Here is a 14013-nt window from a genome sequence, read left to right as displayed (position 1 = left end):
GGTCCCCGGTGGGCGGTCCTTCAGACTTCGGTGTCGGCCCTTTGGCGAGGCCCCCAGCCGCGTGCTGTTCACTTCTGCGGTACGACCATGACCGGACACGGTGCGTGATGAAGCAACACGTGGTTGATCACGCCGAGCTGCAGACCGGGACGGCCGTGCCGTTCACCGGCGCCGACGACCAGCAGATCCGCTTCCGCCGCTGCCTCCGGCAACGCCCGCCGCGCGGGCCCCTCGACCACCCGCCGCGACACCGTGGCGTCCGCGTACCGCTTCGCGGGACCGCGCAAGACGTCGTCGAGCACCTGCGTGGGCGGGCGACGGTGGGCTTCTAGCGCGTACCACGACCCGGGCGGAGGTTCAGGGAGAGCGCCGAGCGGTGCGCTCCAGGCGTGGACAGCCATGAGTTCGCATGGCCGCACATGGGCCTCACGGAAGGCGTATTCCACGGCCGTGTCGCTTTCCGCACCGTCCTCCACCCCCACCACGATCCTCCCGAACCGGCCGGTCCGGTGCTCCTGCGAGCCACGCACGACGACGACCGGGCAGTCCGCCCGCGCCGCCACAGCAAGCCCGGCCGAACCCAGAAGCAGTCCGGTGAGTTCTCCGCGCCCCCTGGCCCCGACCACCAGTGCGAAGGCCCTGTGCCCCTCACCGGTCAGGGCCGAAACCGCGTCGTCGCGCGGCACATCGCTCGACAGCCGCAGGCCGGCGGCGACATCCCTGGCCCGCTCCGAGGCCGCGGCGATCGCACCGGACGCGTCCTGACCCGGCGCCGCCGCGTGCACCAGGTGAAGCGGCATCATGTGCAGGGCCGCCTCGCGGGCGGCCCAGTCCACCGCGTCCAGGCTCGGCTCCGACCCGTCGACCCCCACCAGGGGCATCGTTGCAGCCGTCTCTGATCCCCTTGCCCGACCTCACCCTTCGAGTCCCGGCCGACGTCGGGTCCGCGTGCGCTGCCGAAGGGTTTGCGGTAACTCTCGAATGAGTGGTGGCAGGCACCGTGTGGTGTACCGCGCTTCCGAGAGGCCTGCCCGGTCACCACCATTCCACCTTCTTACGAGACGGAGGCAGGTGCCATGGAGCCAGTGATCACCGTCGGCCTCGACGGCTCACCCGAGAGCCTTTCCGCCGCCCGATGGGCCGCGGACGAGGCCGAGCGCCGCAAGTTCACGCTGCGCCTGCCGCACGCGTGGCCCATGCCGGCGCCGGAACCGGCCAAGGTCCTCTCCGAGATCGACCAGAACCACTGGGCGAAGCGGCTGGTGCACAACGCGCAGTCGGAACTGCAGAGGCTCCATCCAGGTCTCGCCGTCGTCGGCAACCTGGTGGCGGACGAGGCCCAGGAGGCATTGCTGCACGCGGCGTTGGAGTCCTCCACGACCGTGCTCGGCTCGCGCGGGCTGGAACTCGCCGAGAGCTACTTCCTCGGCGACATCAGCATGCCGGTCGCGGCACATGCCGAGCGGCCGGTCGTCCCGGTCCGTGCCGGGACCCGTACGGAAGCCCCGTCGGCCGTGCCCGAGGGGCGGGGCGATGTCGTGGTCGCGCTGAAGCCGCACGGCCCCTGCGACGACCTGCTCGCGTTCTCCTTCGCCACGGCAGTGGCACGGAACGTGCCACTGCGGGCCGTCCACGGACAGAGCCTGCCCGTCCACGCCCACGTTCCCCGGGGGGTGGACCACGAGGTCGCCGACGGCATCACGCAGGGCGTGCGGAAGCAACTGGACCGGGCCCCTCACCCCTGGCGCGAGAAGTACCCGCGGGTGGAGGTGACCGACGGTATCGGTTTGGAGAGCCCCGCCCGGGCGGTCCTGCGGTCCGCCGGGAGCGCCGGGCTGCTCGTCGTGGGCCGGCACAGGCACCACCGTGTTCCGGCACCTCGGCTGGGGCCCGTCGCCCAGGCCGCCATCCACCACGCACGCTGCCCCGTCGCGGTCGTACCCCATGACTGAGCCGGACGGCCGGAGGCAAACGACGGCAGCCGCGCACCGGACCGACGCGTCCGTGCTCCGTCGGGGCTCCGGCCCCGACGGCGTCACGTTCCCGCGCGCGGAGCTGCACGAGACGCACACCGCGATCGTGCTCCTCTTCGGCGACCACGCCTACAAGATCAAGAAGCCTGTCGATCTGAAGTTCCTGGACTACACCACGGTGGCGGCCCGCAGGGCCGCCTGCGAACAGGAGGTCGACCTCAACCGCCGCTTCGCCGCGGACGTCTACCTGGGCCTGGGAGAGATCCGTCTGCCGCACACGGACGAGGCCGAACCGCTCGTCGTGATGCGCCGCATGCCGGCGGACCGCCGCCTGTCCAGACTGGTACGCGAGGGAGCCGCCGTCGATGACGTCCTGCGGTCCGTGGCCCGTCAGCTCGCCGCACGCCACGCGGACGCGCCCCGCAGCCCGGACGTGGACGCGCAGGGAAGCCGCGACGCGCTGTCGTCGAGGTGGGAAGCGAGCTTCGCGCAGGTTCGCGCCCTGGCCGACGAGATCCCCCTGCCCGACGGCGTCGACGAGGTCGAGCGGCTGGTGCGCCGGTACCTCGCCGGCCGTGAGCAGCTGTTCGACACCCGGATCCGGGAGGGACGTATCGTCGACGGCCACGGCGACCTGCTGGCCGAGGACGTGTTCTGTCTCGACGACGACCCCCGCATCCTGGACTGCCTGGAGTTCGACGACCGCCTTCGCCACGTCGACGGCCTCGACGACGCCGCCTTCCTCGCCATGGATCTGGAGCAGCTCGGCGCCCCGGAATCGGCCGCGTACTTCCTCGCCCGGTACAGCGAGTACTCCGGCGACCCCGCGCCCCCCTCGCTGTGGCACCACTACGTGGCCTACCGGGCGTTCGTCCGCGCCAAGGTCTCCCTGATCCAGTCACGCCAGGGTGCGCCCGGTGCCGGGGCGGCGGCCCGACGGCTCGTCACGGCGACGCTGCGGCACCTGCGCGCCTCCGCCGTCGGTCTGACCCTGGTGGGCGGGCTGCCGGGGAGCGGGAAGTCCACGCTCGCCGGAGCCCTGGCCGACCGCCTCGGGGTGACCCTGCTCAGCAGCGACCGACTGCGCAAGGAACTGGCCGGCATCCCGGCGGAGCAGTCCGCGGCGGCCGGCTACGGCGAGGGTCTGTACACCCCGGAGTGGACCGCCAGGACGTACGCCGAACTGCTCGACCGCGCGGCCGCCCTGTTGTCCTCGGGGGAATCCGTCGTCCTGGACGCCACCTGGTCCGATTCAGGGCGGCGCGAAGCGGCCCTGCGCACGGCCGAACGCACCGGTGCGGATCTGGTGGCCCTGCACTGCCGGGTTCCCGGCGAGGTGTCGAAGGCGCGTCTCGACTCCCGTACCGCGGGAGCATCGGTATCCGATGCCGACGTCACCGTGGCCGCTGCCATGGCGGCCGAGGAGCCGCCGTGGCCCGATGCCGTCGCGGTCGACACCGGTGGCCCTCTGGAGGCAGCGGTCGTCCAGGCGCTGGCAGCCGTGCACCCGTGGGGCACGGGCCGGGCGCCGGTCTTCCGCCGCCCCTACATGCGGCCGGACTGACGGGCGGGAAGCGGCGCGGGCACCGCCGTGTTGCCCAGGAGCCCCCCGGGGGGTGACGGTGGAGAGGAGACGGCGAGCGAGGGAGCGGCCATGCGCGGACTCGTCTACCACGGCCCCGGGCGGACATCGTGGGACACGGTTCCCGATCCCGTGATCGAGGAGGGCACCGACGCGATCGTACGCGTCGACGCGACCACCGTCTGCGGGAGCGATCTGCACATCCGGCGGGGCGACCTTCCCGAGGTGAAGCCGGGGACGGTCCTCGGCCACGAGGCCGTCGGCGAGGTGGTGGAGGTCGGCCGGGGAGTGCGCACCCGACGTGCCGGACACCAGGTGATCGTGTCGTCGGTGTCGTCCTGCGGGCACTGTCCGTCCTGCCACGACGCCCTGTACGGGCAGTGCCGGGGCGGCGGCGGATGGATCATGGGCCAGGAGATCGACGGGACGCAGGCCGAGTTCGTCCGTGTTCCCTTCGCCGACTCCTCCACACACCGCCGGCCCCTGTACCTTCCGCTCGACGAGGCGGTCCTGCTCGCCGAACTCCTCCCGACCGCCTACGAGGTCGGGGTGCGCAACGGACATGTGGGCCCGGGTGACACCGTCGTCGTGGTGGGCGCGGGTCCTGTGGGCCTGGCCGCGGTGGTCCTGGCCCGCCTGTACTCGCCTCGTCGGGTCGTCGCGGTGGACCTGTCGCCGTCCCGGCTGGCATCCGCCACCCGTATGGGCGCCCATGCCGCCGAACTCCCCGGGCGGATGGTCGCCGAGCTGTCCGAAGGGCCGGGCGCCGACGTCGTCATCGAGGCCGCGGGCGATCCGGACAGCTTCGTCCTGGCGACCCGCGTGGTGCGAGCCGGAGGGCACATCGCCAACATCGGCATGCACGGCAAACCCGCCACCCTCCATCTCGAGGCCCTGTGGCGCAAGAACGTCACGATCAGCACCGGCCAGGTCGACACCTCCTCCACGCCCTGGCTGCTCGACCTGCTGTCCTACGGACGCCTCACGGTCTTCCCGCTCGTCACCCACCGGTTCCCCCTTGAGCGCATGGAGGACGCCTACGAGGTCTTCGCGCACGGACCGGACACCGGCGCCCTCAAAGTCGTGCTCCACCGCGAGCTGCCGGAACCGTCCCCGTAGCCGGTCGCCCGGTGCCGGTCACCCGGCCCCGCGCCGGGGCGGCGGCGACACCTCTCACGGCACATGGGCGACGAGGAAGTCGGCACTACCGGACAGCGTGGTGAGCCGTGGTGCGTCCGCGTCGTCGATACGCACGCCGGTACGTTCGCCGAGGATCTCGATGCAGGAGAGGAAGTCCAGCGAGTCCATTTCGAGCGCGTCCCGGAACGTGTCGTCGGGGCCCACGTTCGCGAAGCGGGATGTACGCCGGGCCAACTCGGCGTACGTGACGTCGGTGACGGCGTTGTCCCTTGCGATGCACCGCAGCGCGACCTTGTCCGCACGCTCGGAGGCCGCGTGCCGGTCCACCGCCTCGTGCGCGATGTTCAGCCCGCCCTCGGGCAGCCCGGCCGGCGCGCCGCGCGCCCGGTCCCAGGTGAATACCGACCGGGCCTCTTCGTAGTCGGTGAGACGGGCGGAACGACGGGTTCGGTGTCCTTGTGGATCGTTTCCCGGTCCATGGGTGCTCCTCGCGGCGCTGCCCTTGGTTTCCAGGTTCGCGGAGCACGGCGCCGGCCGCACGTCGGCCGGGAGTACGTCCGTGAGCCGGCAGCAGCCGCAGTCGGGCACAGAGGGAACCGAGGGCCGCCCGCTTCTTGCGGATCCTCATTGCACGGTGCGCGGTCTCACTCCGCTTCTCCGTGTCTCCTGGCCCTCGGCTCAATTCCACGACACCTCCGCCCGCCCGCCGGCCGTAGGGCCGAACGGCCCCGACCACGGTGCCGACAGACCCTTCGGAGGAGAGCCGTCGGTGCACGGACAAGACCCGAACTCTCCCAAAGGGCTCACGCTCCGGTCGGCCGCCGGCGATCCCCGTGATCATCGGCGCCCGACAACACCGGGGCTGCTTCAGCCTCCGACCCGGCCGGACGAGCCATGCCCTGCCGCACCACGCACAGTGCCCGGTGGCAGTCGTACCGCACGACCCGAATGGCTGTCCCGTCAGCCGATGGGGGACATGGGCCTGATGGCTCTCCCGGTGGACCCGGTGGGCCCTGTTCCGGGCACCGCCCCCCGCGTGACACTGACGAAGGAGGGGAAGGTCTTCTGGAGGTGTGCGTCATGCTTTCACCTGTTGCCGTCGGGGTCGACGGTTCCCCCGAGAGCCTCGCCGCCGCCGAGTGGGCGGCTCGTGAGGCTGTCCGCCGGGGACGGCCGCTGCGGCTGCTGCATGTGCGGAACTGGCACCCGCGTCAGGGGGAGGCAGAGATCGCCCACGCGGCTGAGCGGCACCGGGCCCGGTGTGTCCTGCGACAGGCGGAGGAACGCGTTCGCACGGCGTGCCCCGACGTACGGGTGTACGACGAGCAGGTCGAGGGGCCGGCGTCCGCCGCCCTGATAAAGGCGTCGGCCGACGCCGAGCTGCTGGTCCTGGGCTCGCGTGGGCTGGGCCGTATCACCGGGCTGCTCGTGGGGTCGGTCGCGCTCGAGGTCGTGGCGAGGGCCACCAGACCCGTCGTCCTCGTACGGGCCGACGGCACGGCTGGTGAGACGCAGGAAGTGGACGGCAGCGGCCGACGGGACGTGGTCCTCGGTGTCGATGTCACGGAACCGTGTGACGAGGTGATCGAGTTCGCCTTCGAGGCGGCCCGAGTGCGTCACGCGCGGCTGAGGGTTCTGCACGCCTGGCGTGCTCCCGACCCGTTCACCCTGGGCCCCGGCGAGATCGGTCTGGTGAGCGATCCGGAGCGGGCCGAGGAGTGGCTGCGGTTCCTTGCCGCCGTACTCCAGGTGTGGGGCGACAAGTACTCCGACGTCGATGTTCTCCAGACGGTGGTGGAGGGCAAGCCCTCCGGAGCCTTGACCAAAGCGGCGTCCGACGCGGAACTGCTGGTCGTCGGACACCGGCTCACCGACCGCCCGAGGATCGCGCGTACCGGCCCGGTGACCCATGCCGTGATCCAGCAGGCGGCCTGCCCCGTGGCCGTCGTACCCCACTACTGAACCACTGGGGGTGATCCCCGTGCCGAAATTCGTCGTGGCCGGCCTCGACGGCTCGCGCGAAAGCATGACGGCAACCCACTGGATGGTCAGGGAGGCCCTGCTCCGAGGACTGCCGCTGCGGCTGGTGCGGGCATGGGAGGGCTCGCCCGAGCCGATCCCGCCTCAGCACCACGCACGCCAGGTGCCGCGCCGCGTGCTCGACCGGATCAACGAACGGTATCCGCGGCTGTACAGCGCCGCCGGACAGGTGAAGGCGGCGCCCGGTCCTGCCGGCCGAGGCGGAACGCGCCGAACTGCTCGTCATCGGCAGCCAGGGTCTTGGTGCGGTCGGACTGCGCGCGGTGCATGTCTGGCACGTACCGCTCAGCCGAGGCGTCGTCGATGCCGAGGAGCGGGTACGGATTCGGCAGGCGGCGGAGCGGGAGTTCCCGGCGTTCGTGGAGCCCTGGCACCAGAAATACCCGCCCGTGTTCGTCAGGGAGGAACTGCGCGAGGGCCTCACAGCCCATGTCCCGGTCCGCGCCTGGCGTGGGATGGGCCTGCTGGTGGCGGGGCGCCGCAGGAGGCGTGCCGCGGCCGGCCCGGTCGTCCACGCCCTGACCCATCGCGCCAGTCGTCCGGTGGTGGTCGTGTCGCACGACTGACGGGACGGCAGGAAGGAAGTGGTCCGTCATGACGTACTGGAACGGGCACGGCATGAACGGCTGGGGCTGGTTCGCCATGTCACTCGGCACGGTCCTGTTCTGGGCGCTGCTGATCATCGCCGGGGTGCTGATCGTCCGGGCCCTCGGCCGTGCATCCGGCACTCCGCCCCCGCCCGCCGACCGCCCCGCCGCCGAGCAGGTCCTCGCCGAGCGGTTCGCCCGCGGGGAGATCGACGAGGACGAGTACCGGCGCCGGACGGCCGTGCTCCGCGGAGATGCCCCGCACGCGGGCGGGCACTCTCCCTGATCCCGTCGGACCGGCCGGCTCCTGCTCCTGGAGAAGGAGGGGTACCGACTCGTGCCCGTAGCGGACGCACGGGCCGTCGGTGCACGAGCCCCACCCCTCACCGGTGATCATGCGGGTACCGCGGAGGCGATCGTGCGGGAACTGGGTATCCGGGGTGAGGTCGTCACCGGTGCCGGGCTGGACCGGATGTCCGAGCGGGACTTGGTGGCGCGGATCGACGGCATCGGTGTCTTCGCGCGTGTTGCGCCCGAGCACAAGGTCGCGATCGTGCGGGCTCTGTCGAGCCGGGGTCACGTCGTCGCGATGACCGGGGACGGCGTCAATGACGCGGCCGCGCTGCGGGCCGCCCACATCGGCGTGGCGATAGGCGTCACCCCTGTCGCTCGCCGGGTCGCTACCGGCGGGCGCGCCGGTGGGCGACGAGCAGGCCGAGGACCATGCCCACGAGGAGCGTGACCGTGAGGACGCCCCACAGCGGGAGCGTGACGGTCGGGACCCACAGTCTGATGGTGACCGACTCCGTGTTGGCGGCGATGAACCAGATGGCCAGGCCGGCGAGCAGCACGAAGCCGATGGTGCGCAGTCTGACGTCCCGCCCCTTGACCGTCACGGTCGCCGGACCGTTCGCGTGCGCGGTGTTCCGGGCCATACAGCCCATTGTCGGGCCGCCTGTCCGCATCGGCGACTCAGGAATCCGCGTCCGGGAACACCCCCTCAAGGACTCTCGGGTCCCGGTCCGGCAAGTGCCGACCGCGGAGGGCCGCACGCCGGTCATCCACCGAAACCGCACGCCGGCGGCGGGAAGTTACTCCCGGACGTCCCGGACAACCGCGACGGGACACCGCGCATGGCGCAGGACGGCCTGACTCACCGACCCCAAGGGCAGACCCATGAACCCGCCCCTGCCCCGCGCACCGACCACGAGAAGCCCCGCGTCCGTACTCGCCTCAACGAGAGTGTGGCGTACCCGGCCGACGACGGGGCGGTGATGGACCGTGACATCCGGGTGGTTCTGTTCGTCCCCGGCCGGCGCCTCCTCGAGCACGTGCTCCGCATGGTCACGCAGGTGGCCTCTGTCGTACGTCACGAAAGGCGGGTCCGCCGGTCCGTCGTAGACGTCCGCGCTTCCGGGACGGCACACGTGCGCCGAGGTGAGAGCCGCGCCGCGAAGCCGCGCCTCGGCGAAGGCGAAGCGGACGGCCGGTGCCGACGAGGGCGCGTCGTCGACCGCCAGCAGCACCAGGCCGTCCGGGCCCGCCGTCCTCGCACGACCAGCACCGGGCAGCGGCCGTGGGCCGCGAGATGCCCGGCGGTCGAGCCGAGCAGCAGACCGGCGACGGCGCCCCGGCCGTGGCTGCCGACCACCGCCGGCACGGCCGTGCGCGAGGCGATCACGAGTACCGTCGACGGATCGCCCAGGACGACGTCCCGGGCGATCTCGACTCCCGGAACCGAGTAGAGGGCCCGCCGCTCGGCCTCCGCCAGGGTGCAGTCGACCAGTTCACGCACCCCTGCCTCGGCCGGACTCCACGGCGGGCCGGGGTGCGGAACATGCGGCGACGGCCGTCCGAAGGCGTGCACCAGCCGCAGCCCCACGCCCCGGAGCACGGCCTCACGGGCAGCGGTCTCCACCGCGTCCAGGCTCGACGGCGGCCCAGGCGAGAGCCGCCAGTCTGTCCGGGGCGGGATCGACACCGACCACGATCGGCTTGCGTCCGTCGACGGGCATGGTGAACACCTCCAGCGGATTGGTTCCGCTCACCCGTGTCCGCGAGTGCTTCAGCCAGGGTGGGCCGTAAAGGGAATCTCAAACGAGGGCGAACGGTCCCCGCCCAAGTACGAGGGAAAGGGACCTTTGCGGAGAGATGGGGGCTGATGGACTCGGGCATTCACGGCAGCTCGGCGGTGTACTGGGAAGTGTCCGGTCTTCGCGGTGGAACGAGCCCCACAAGGAGCCGAGATGAAAGTGGAAACGCGCTGCGGTCGCACGATCGGTGTCACCCGTTTCGAACCGCCGGGACTCCCGGCTTCCATGGGGCGCGTCGTCGTGGACACCTCCTGCGCACCGTACGACGAGGGCGAGATGTGGGCGTCACTGACGCCTGAGGAAGCGCGGCGCCTGGCCGGGTTGCTGCTGTACCAGGCGGCTGCCGTGGATCCGGAACCCGCGGGCCGGCCAGGAGCGGCCGAGGTGACGCCGATCGCGGGGGACGCCTTCGGGATACGGGTCCGCGGCCACGTCCTGACGGTCGACCAGCCGCTGTCCGACGGGGGAAAGGACACCGCCCCCACACCGGTGGAGCTCTTCGTGGCAGCGGTCGCCTCCTGCGCGGCGCACTACGCGGGGCGCTTCCTCGACCGCCACGGTGTGGCACGCGACGGACTGTCGGTCCGAGCGGAGTACCGTATGGCGGACGACCGGCCCGCCCGGGTCGCGGGCCTCTCCCTGACGGTGCAGGCACCCTCCCTGCCGCCCCGGCGGCTGGCCGCGCTGCGCGCGGTGGTCTCCCACTGCACGGTCACCAACACGCTGGCGCGGGCACCGGAGGTCGAGCTGGAAGTCCGGTGTTCTCCTGACGAGGCGGTGGCCGGGGGTTCAAGGAAATCCCAGGCCTGACGCCGGCCTCTGTACGGGACGGGCACTGACCGTCACGGCCCTGGTGCAAGAGGAGAAGGAAGACGGACACCAGGACGATCCCGATGGCGGCACGCCCGGCGGGTCGGTGTGTGCGCACACCTGCCATCAGCGGGGTACGGACTTACGTCAGGAACCGGGGCGGAGTTCTCTGGCTGTACCGGCCGCCCAGCCGTCGACGGCCTCCCCGTCCCGGAAGTCGCCGAAGCGTCCACCCACCAGGCGGAAGAACACGCCTCCGGCTCGGGGGAGTTGGTCGCGCCCGACGACTCCGGAGAACAGGTGGTGACCGCGGTACCGCAGATTTGGCGGTAGGCCGTCCTCGACGGCCGGCAGTTCCTTGGGGGCCAGACGGCGCCACGGCCCGCGCAGCGCGGCGGGCATCCCCACGCTGAAGATCCACACGGGCCGAGGGCCGAGCACATCCAGGTTGTCCCGTACGAACTTCCTGGCCGGAGGGAGCCGGCTCTGTCCGTGCACGGCGCTGCCGAGGACGAACGCGCGGTACGCGTCGGCGTCCTCGACTTCCTCCATGGGCCTGACCTCGGCCGTCAGCCCCGCACGGCTCAATACGGCGGCCATCCGCTCGGCGATCGTCCGGGTGGAGCCGTGGGCGGTCGCGTAACCGACGAGGACGTCCATGAGGGCACCTCCTTGGGGCGTGTCCGCCGCCGCGGGACGGCTTGCTACGGGGACGCCCGCCGGCCCGCCGGCCGCACCGGCGGGCGGCTGTCATGACGGCACCGGTGGTTCCTGCGGTTCCCGGCCGCCCTGGTCGAGCCGGAAGGGCGGGTACACGTCGGTGAGCAGAGCCGCGTAGGCGGCCACCCGCAGCACCCAGCGGTTGAGCCCCGTCACCAGGTCGAAGACGTCGCGCGGATAACGTCCGGACGCGGCCGGCGCCACGCCCGCGAACAGCGCGAGCAGCCCGATGAGGCCGCCCGAGAACCAGGCCAGGCGCGCACCGCCGAGGAAGAGGCCCAGGACCAGATAGTGCGGGACGGCGAGGAGCCACCACTTCACCAGAACGAGGCCGCAGGAGAGCTCCTCCGGACACGTCAGCTCGAAGTGCGCCGGATGGCCGGGGACATGGGCGAGGGTGAACGGCGGATAGCGATCGGTGCCCAGGGCGCCGTAGGCGTAGTACGCCACGCGCCAGTTCCACCGCGGCACACCGGTGCTGAAGTCGAACAGGGGCCGCGGACAGCGTCCGGTGAAGAGGATGGCGAAGAAGGCCACCACGCTCACCCCCGCGAACGCCACCCGGAGGAACACGAGGACCACGTAGCGGGGGGAGGGCGAGCAGCCATTTGACCAGCCGCAGCCAGCGGGACAGCGGTGCGTCGAGGACCGCCGTCAGCCGCGCGGGGTGACACGGCTGTGCCGCCCCACCTGGCGGCACGGCCGGGGGCTCGATATACGTGCTCATGGTGACCGGTCCCTTCGGATTCCGGTGACGATCACGAGCGGTGACGCGGGCGCTCGTCCTCATTTCTGCCGGTGAACCGGGTGGGGCACGGGCGCCGGGCGACCGGTGACCGGGGAACGACTCCACCGATGCCCTGATCCCGGTATCGGTGCGGCCGCCCACGGCGGCATGGGATGAGCGGTGCATCGTACTGGGCAGATCGTTCCGCGAGGACGTCGGCCACCGCATGCTCGCCCTGCCGCGTCTCCCATGGCATGGCGGCGGCGGCCATTGCCCCGTACGAAGCTGGAAGTGACGGCATGCGGGGAGGGGGCCAGGAACCCGACACGAGAGGAGGAGCAGGAGGTGACCATTCCCCTGGTGGTCGGGATCGACGGATCCGAGGCGAGCCTGGAAGCGGTGGACTGGGCGGCGCAAGAGGCGACCCGGCACACGGTGCCGCTCCATTTGCTGTATGCGGCGGGACGGGACCAGGAGGCGGCCGAGGTCATCGGCGCTGCCGCGGGACGTGCCAGGGAAACCACTCCCACCGTGCCGCTGTCCAGCGAAGTGGAACACGAGGACGCCGCCTTCGCCCTGGTCGACCGGGGGCGCAACGCCTTCGCACTGGTGGTGGGTTCAAGAGGGGGCGGGGGTCTGTCCGGGATGTTTCTGGGATCGGTCGGTCTGGCGGTGGCGGCACGGGCGGACTGCCCGGTGGTCGTGGTGCGCGGCACGGCGGAACACCGGGACGCCCGGTTCGGGAGCATCGTCGTCGGTGTCGAGGAGGGGAGGGGAGCGGCACAGCGTTCCGGTTCGCGCTCCGCGAAGCCAGGGCCCGGCGTTGCCGGCTGGTGGCGGTACATGCCTGGAGCACGTCGGCCGGTGCTCCTGCGGCGCCCCGGACCCCGGCGTGGTGCGACCTGGAAACTCGCCGGCGTCCGCCGGCACAGGTACTCGACGATGCCCTGCGCGGCCCTGCCGAGCCGTACCACGAGGCATCCGTCAGCCGACGGGTGGTCGAGGGACCGGTGCGGCAGGTACTGCTGGAGGCGGCGTCGGAAGCGGACCTCCTGGTCGTCGGCGCGCGCAGACGAAAGGGACACATGGGTCTGCGACTGGGTCTGACCCATCACGCGATGCTGCACCACGCGCCCTGTCCGATCGCAGTCGTCCCCCCGATATGACCGCGTGTCGAGACCATGGACCGCTCCGGAGCCGCTTCCCGGGCCCGACGCACGGATGGTGGAAGAACCAGCACCCGCTGGTGGCCGCCCGCGGACAGGTCCGGCCACCGCATGCCCGCCCCTCGAAGGCCAAGACGGGTGGCGGTGGTGTGTGCGCCCGGGCGGGCCCACGGGAGCCGTGCGGAGGTCGCGGCGGGCTGTGGGCGGTGCGACGGTTATGTGCAGAGAGTCTCGTGAGCGGCAGGAGAGGAAGGCGGGTGGCGGCCATGGAACTTCCGCTGGTGGTGGGGGTCGACGGCTCGGATCCCGGCCTCGCGGCGCTGGACTGGGCGGTGGAGGAGGCGGCGCGGCACGGGCTGCCTCTGCGGCTGGTCCATGCCTCACTGTGGGAACGGTACGAAGGCAGAGTTCCGTCCTTCGCACGGGAGCGCCCCGCCGGTGACGTCCTCGCCCAGCACATCGCCGCCTCCGCGGCGGAGCGTGCCCGGCTGCGTCGTCCGGAGGTCAAGGTGTCGAGCGACGTACTCCCCGAGGACCCGGTGTCGGCACTGCTGTCGGCCGGGCACGAGGCGTGGTCGCTGGTCGTGGGTTCCCGGGGGCGGGGCGAACTTGCCGGGTTGACGCTGGGGTCGGTCGGGCTCGGGGTGGCCGCCCGCGCGACATGCCCGGTCGTCGTGGTCCGTGGCGGGGAGCGGAACCGTCAGGGAGCCTTCGGACGGGTGGTGGTCGGGGTCGGTGACCTGCCCTACTGCCTGGGGACCGTGCGGTTCGCCTTCCGCGAGGCCGGGGTGCGTGGCTCGCCCCTGCACGCCGTGCGTGCCTGGCGCCGCCCGGCCCCCGGGCACGCGGCCTCCCGGACCGCGGGCGACGGCACGTCCGTGCACGAGGAACGCGCGTCGGCCAACCTCGACGAGGCGTTGCTCCAGGAGGTGCAGGAACACCCGGACGTCGACGTGACCCGCACACCGGTCGAAGGCCCTCCCCGTCAGGTCCTCCTGGAGGCGTCGGCCGATGCCGACCTGGTCGTCGTCGGAGCCCTGCGGCGGCACGGCCACCCCGGCCTCCAGCTCGGCAGGGTCGCACACACCTTGCTGCACCATGCCCAGTGCCCGGTCGCCGTTGTTCCGCAACGGGTCTGAACCCGGGCGTGTCACGCACCCGCACGGTTCGGCGGG

General features: G+C 72.0%; 14 protein-coding genes and 3 pseudogenes. 10 read left to right on the top strand and 7 right to left on the bottom strand.

The window, feature by feature from the left end:
* Positions 1-68 precede the first annotated feature (68 nt).
* Positions 69-881, bottom strand: coding sequence for a universal stress protein (locus ACZ62B_RS25110; RefSeq protein WP_469692153.1), 813 nt, complete (start codon positions 879-881; stop codon positions 69-71).
* A gap of 195 nt (positions 882-1076) precedes the next feature.
* Between ACZ62B_RS25110 and ACZ62B_RS25105 the strand changes: the two genes are divergently transcribed.
* The 3 genes from ACZ62B_RS25105 to ACZ62B_RS25095 all read left to right on the top strand — a co-directional run bounded on the left by ACZ62B_RS25105 (position 1077) and on the right by ACZ62B_RS25095 (position 4674).
* Positions 1077-1952: a universal stress protein gene (locus tag ACZ62B_RS25105; protein ID WP_469692151.1), complete on the top strand. Its 876-nt coding sequence runs from the start codon at positions 1077-1079 to the stop codon at positions 1950-1952.
* Positions 1953-2055: 103 nt separating this feature from the next.
* Positions 2056-3537, top strand: coding sequence for a bifunctional aminoglycoside phosphotransferase/ATP-binding protein (locus ACZ62B_RS25100; RefSeq protein ID WP_469692184.1), 1482 nt, complete (start codon positions 2056-2058; stop codon positions 3535-3537).
* Positions 3538-3627: 90 nt separating this feature from the next.
* Positions 3628-4674, top strand: coding sequence for an alcohol dehydrogenase catalytic domain-containing protein (locus tag ACZ62B_RS25095; protein WP_469692150.1), 1047 nt, complete (start codon positions 3628-3630; stop codon positions 4672-4674).
* Positions 4675-4728: 54 nt separating this feature from the next.
* On the opposite strand, the gene ACZ62B_RS25090 is transcribed toward ACZ62B_RS25095, so the two are convergent.
* Positions 4729-5235 carry an acyl carrier protein gene (locus ACZ62B_RS25090; RefSeq protein WP_469692148.1) on the bottom strand — a complete coding sequence of 169 codons (507 nt, stop codon included), beginning with the start codon at positions 5233-5235 and terminating at the stop codon, positions 4729-4731.
* A gap of 540 nt (positions 5236-5775) precedes the next feature.
* Here ACZ62B_RS25090 and ACZ62B_RS25085 point away from each other — a divergent pair.
* From ACZ62B_RS25085 to ACZ62B_RS25070, 4 genes are all read left to right on the top strand, one after another.
* On the top strand, positions 5776-6657 hold the full coding sequence (locus ACZ62B_RS25085; protein WP_469692146.1) for a universal stress protein: 882 nt from the start codon (positions 5776-5778) through the stop codon (positions 6655-6657).
* A gap of 341 nt (positions 6658-6998) precedes the next feature.
* Positions 6999-7301 carry a hypothetical protein gene (locus ACZ62B_RS25080; protein ID WP_468890326.1) on the top strand — a complete coding sequence of 101 codons (303 nt, stop codon included), beginning with the start codon at positions 6999-7001 and terminating at the stop codon, positions 7299-7301.
* Between the two features lie 28 nt (positions 7302-7329).
* The gene (locus ACZ62B_RS25075) at positions 7330-7608 is read left to right on the top strand and encodes an SHOCT domain-containing protein (RefSeq protein WP_468890328.1); all 279 of its coding nucleotides are present in this window, start codon (positions 7330-7332) and stop codon (positions 7606-7608) included.
* Positions 7609-7659: 51 nt separating this feature from the next.
* Positions 7660-8064 carry an HAD-IC family P-type ATPase gene (locus tag ACZ62B_RS25070; RefSeq protein WP_469692144.1) on the top strand — a complete coding sequence of 135 codons (405 nt, stop codon included), beginning with the start codon at positions 7660-7662 and terminating at the stop codon, positions 8062-8064.
* Here ACZ62B_RS25070 and ACZ62B_RS25065 read toward each other — a convergent pair.
* The 3 genes and pseudogenes from ACZ62B_RS25065 to ACZ62B_RS25055 all read right to left on the bottom strand — a co-directional run bounded on the left by ACZ62B_RS25065 (position 8003) and on the right by ACZ62B_RS25055 (position 9370).
* Entirely contained in the window at positions 8003-8257 is a 255-nt protein-coding gene (locus tag ACZ62B_RS25065; protein WP_344560282.1) for a lipopolysaccharide assembly protein LapA domain-containing protein, read from the bottom strand. The genes ACZ62B_RS25070 and ACZ62B_RS25065 overlap by 62 nt on opposite strands.
* Positions 8258-8413: 156 nt before the next feature.
* A pseudogene (locus ACZ62B_RS25060) lies at positions 8414-9249 on the bottom strand (universal stress protein).
* Complete coding sequence (locus tag ACZ62B_RS25055; protein WP_468890397.1) at positions 9221-9370, bottom strand: hypothetical protein; 150 nt, start codon at positions 9368-9370, stop codon at positions 9221-9223. The pseudogene ACZ62B_RS25060 and the gene ACZ62B_RS25055 overlap by 29 nt, the downstream one beginning before the upstream one ends.
* Positions 9371-9568: 198 nt before the next feature.
* Here ACZ62B_RS25055 and ACZ62B_RS25050 point away from each other — a divergent pair, with 198 nt between their 5' ends.
* Positions 9569-10225 (top strand): OsmC family protein, encoded by a 657-nt coding sequence (locus ACZ62B_RS25050; RefSeq protein WP_344560283.1) that lies wholly within the window; start codon positions 9569-9571, stop codon positions 10223-10225.
* Between the two features lie 147 nt (positions 10226-10372).
* Here ACZ62B_RS25050 and ACZ62B_RS25045 read toward each other — a convergent pair whose 3' ends face one another.
* Together ACZ62B_RS25045 and ACZ62B_RS25040 are read right to left on the bottom strand one after the other, a co-directional pair.
* Positions 10373-10885 (bottom strand): flavodoxin domain-containing protein, encoded by a 513-nt coding sequence (locus ACZ62B_RS25045; protein WP_469692142.1) that lies wholly within the window; start codon positions 10883-10885, stop codon positions 10373-10375.
* A gap of 90 nt (positions 10886-10975) precedes the next feature.
* A pseudogene (locus ACZ62B_RS25040) lies at positions 10976-11672 on the bottom strand (DUF4389 domain-containing protein).
* Positions 11673-12017: 345 nt separating this feature from the next.
* Between ACZ62B_RS25040 and ACZ62B_RS25035 the strand changes: the two are divergent.
* Positions 12018-12838: pseudogene (locus ACZ62B_RS25035) on the top strand (universal stress protein).
* Between the two features lie 266 nt (positions 12839-13104).
* Complete coding sequence (locus ACZ62B_RS25030; protein ID WP_469692140.1) at positions 13105-13977, top strand: universal stress protein; 873 nt, start codon at positions 13105-13107, stop codon at positions 13975-13977.
* Positions 13978-14013 lie beyond the last annotated feature (36 nt).

This window comes from Streptomyces sp. NPDC053426 (assembly GCF_055585405.1).
The sequence above is the reverse complement of the archived record's forward strand: the minus strand, read 5'-3'. Positions and strand labels throughout refer to the sequence as shown.

What these genes read in the sequence shown, in the direction of transcription:
- ACZ62B_RS25110 (WP_469692153.1), bottom strand. Translation starts at nt 881, where the DNA reads ATGCCCCTGGTGGGGGTCGACGGGTCGGAGCCGAGCCTGGACGCGGTG.
- ACZ62B_RS25105 (WP_469692151.1), top strand. Translation starts at nt 1,077, where the DNA reads ATGGAGCCAGTGATCACCGTCGGCCTCGACGGCTCACCCGAGAGCCTT.
- ACZ62B_RS25095 (WP_469692150.1), top strand. Translation starts at nt 3,628, where the DNA reads ATGCGCGGACTCGTCTACCACGGCCCCGGGCGGACATCGTGGGACACG.
- ACZ62B_RS25085 (WP_469692146.1), top strand. Translation starts at nt 5,776, where the DNA reads ATGCTTTCACCTGTTGCCGTCGGGGTCGACGGTTCCCCCGAGAGCCTC.
- ACZ62B_RS25075 (WP_468890328.1), top strand. Translation starts at nt 7,330, where the DNA reads ATGACGTACTGGAACGGGCACGGCATGAACGGCTGGGGCTGGTTCGCC.
- ACZ62B_RS25065 (WP_344560282.1), bottom strand. Translation starts at nt 8,257, where the DNA reads ATGGCCCGGAACACCGCGCACGCGAACGGTCCGGCGACCGTGACGGTC.
- ACZ62B_RS25050 (WP_344560283.1), top strand. Translation starts at nt 9,569, where the DNA reads ATGAAAGTGGAAACGCGCTGCGGTCGCACGATCGGTGTCACCCGTTTC.
- ACZ62B_RS25045 (WP_469692142.1), bottom strand. Translation starts at nt 10,885, where the DNA reads ATGGACGTCCTCGTCGGTTACGCGACCGCCCACGGCTCCACCCGGACG.
- ACZ62B_RS25030 (WP_469692140.1), top strand. Translation starts at nt 13,105, where the DNA reads ATGGAACTTCCGCTGGTGGTGGGGGTCGACGGCTCGGATCCCGGCCTC.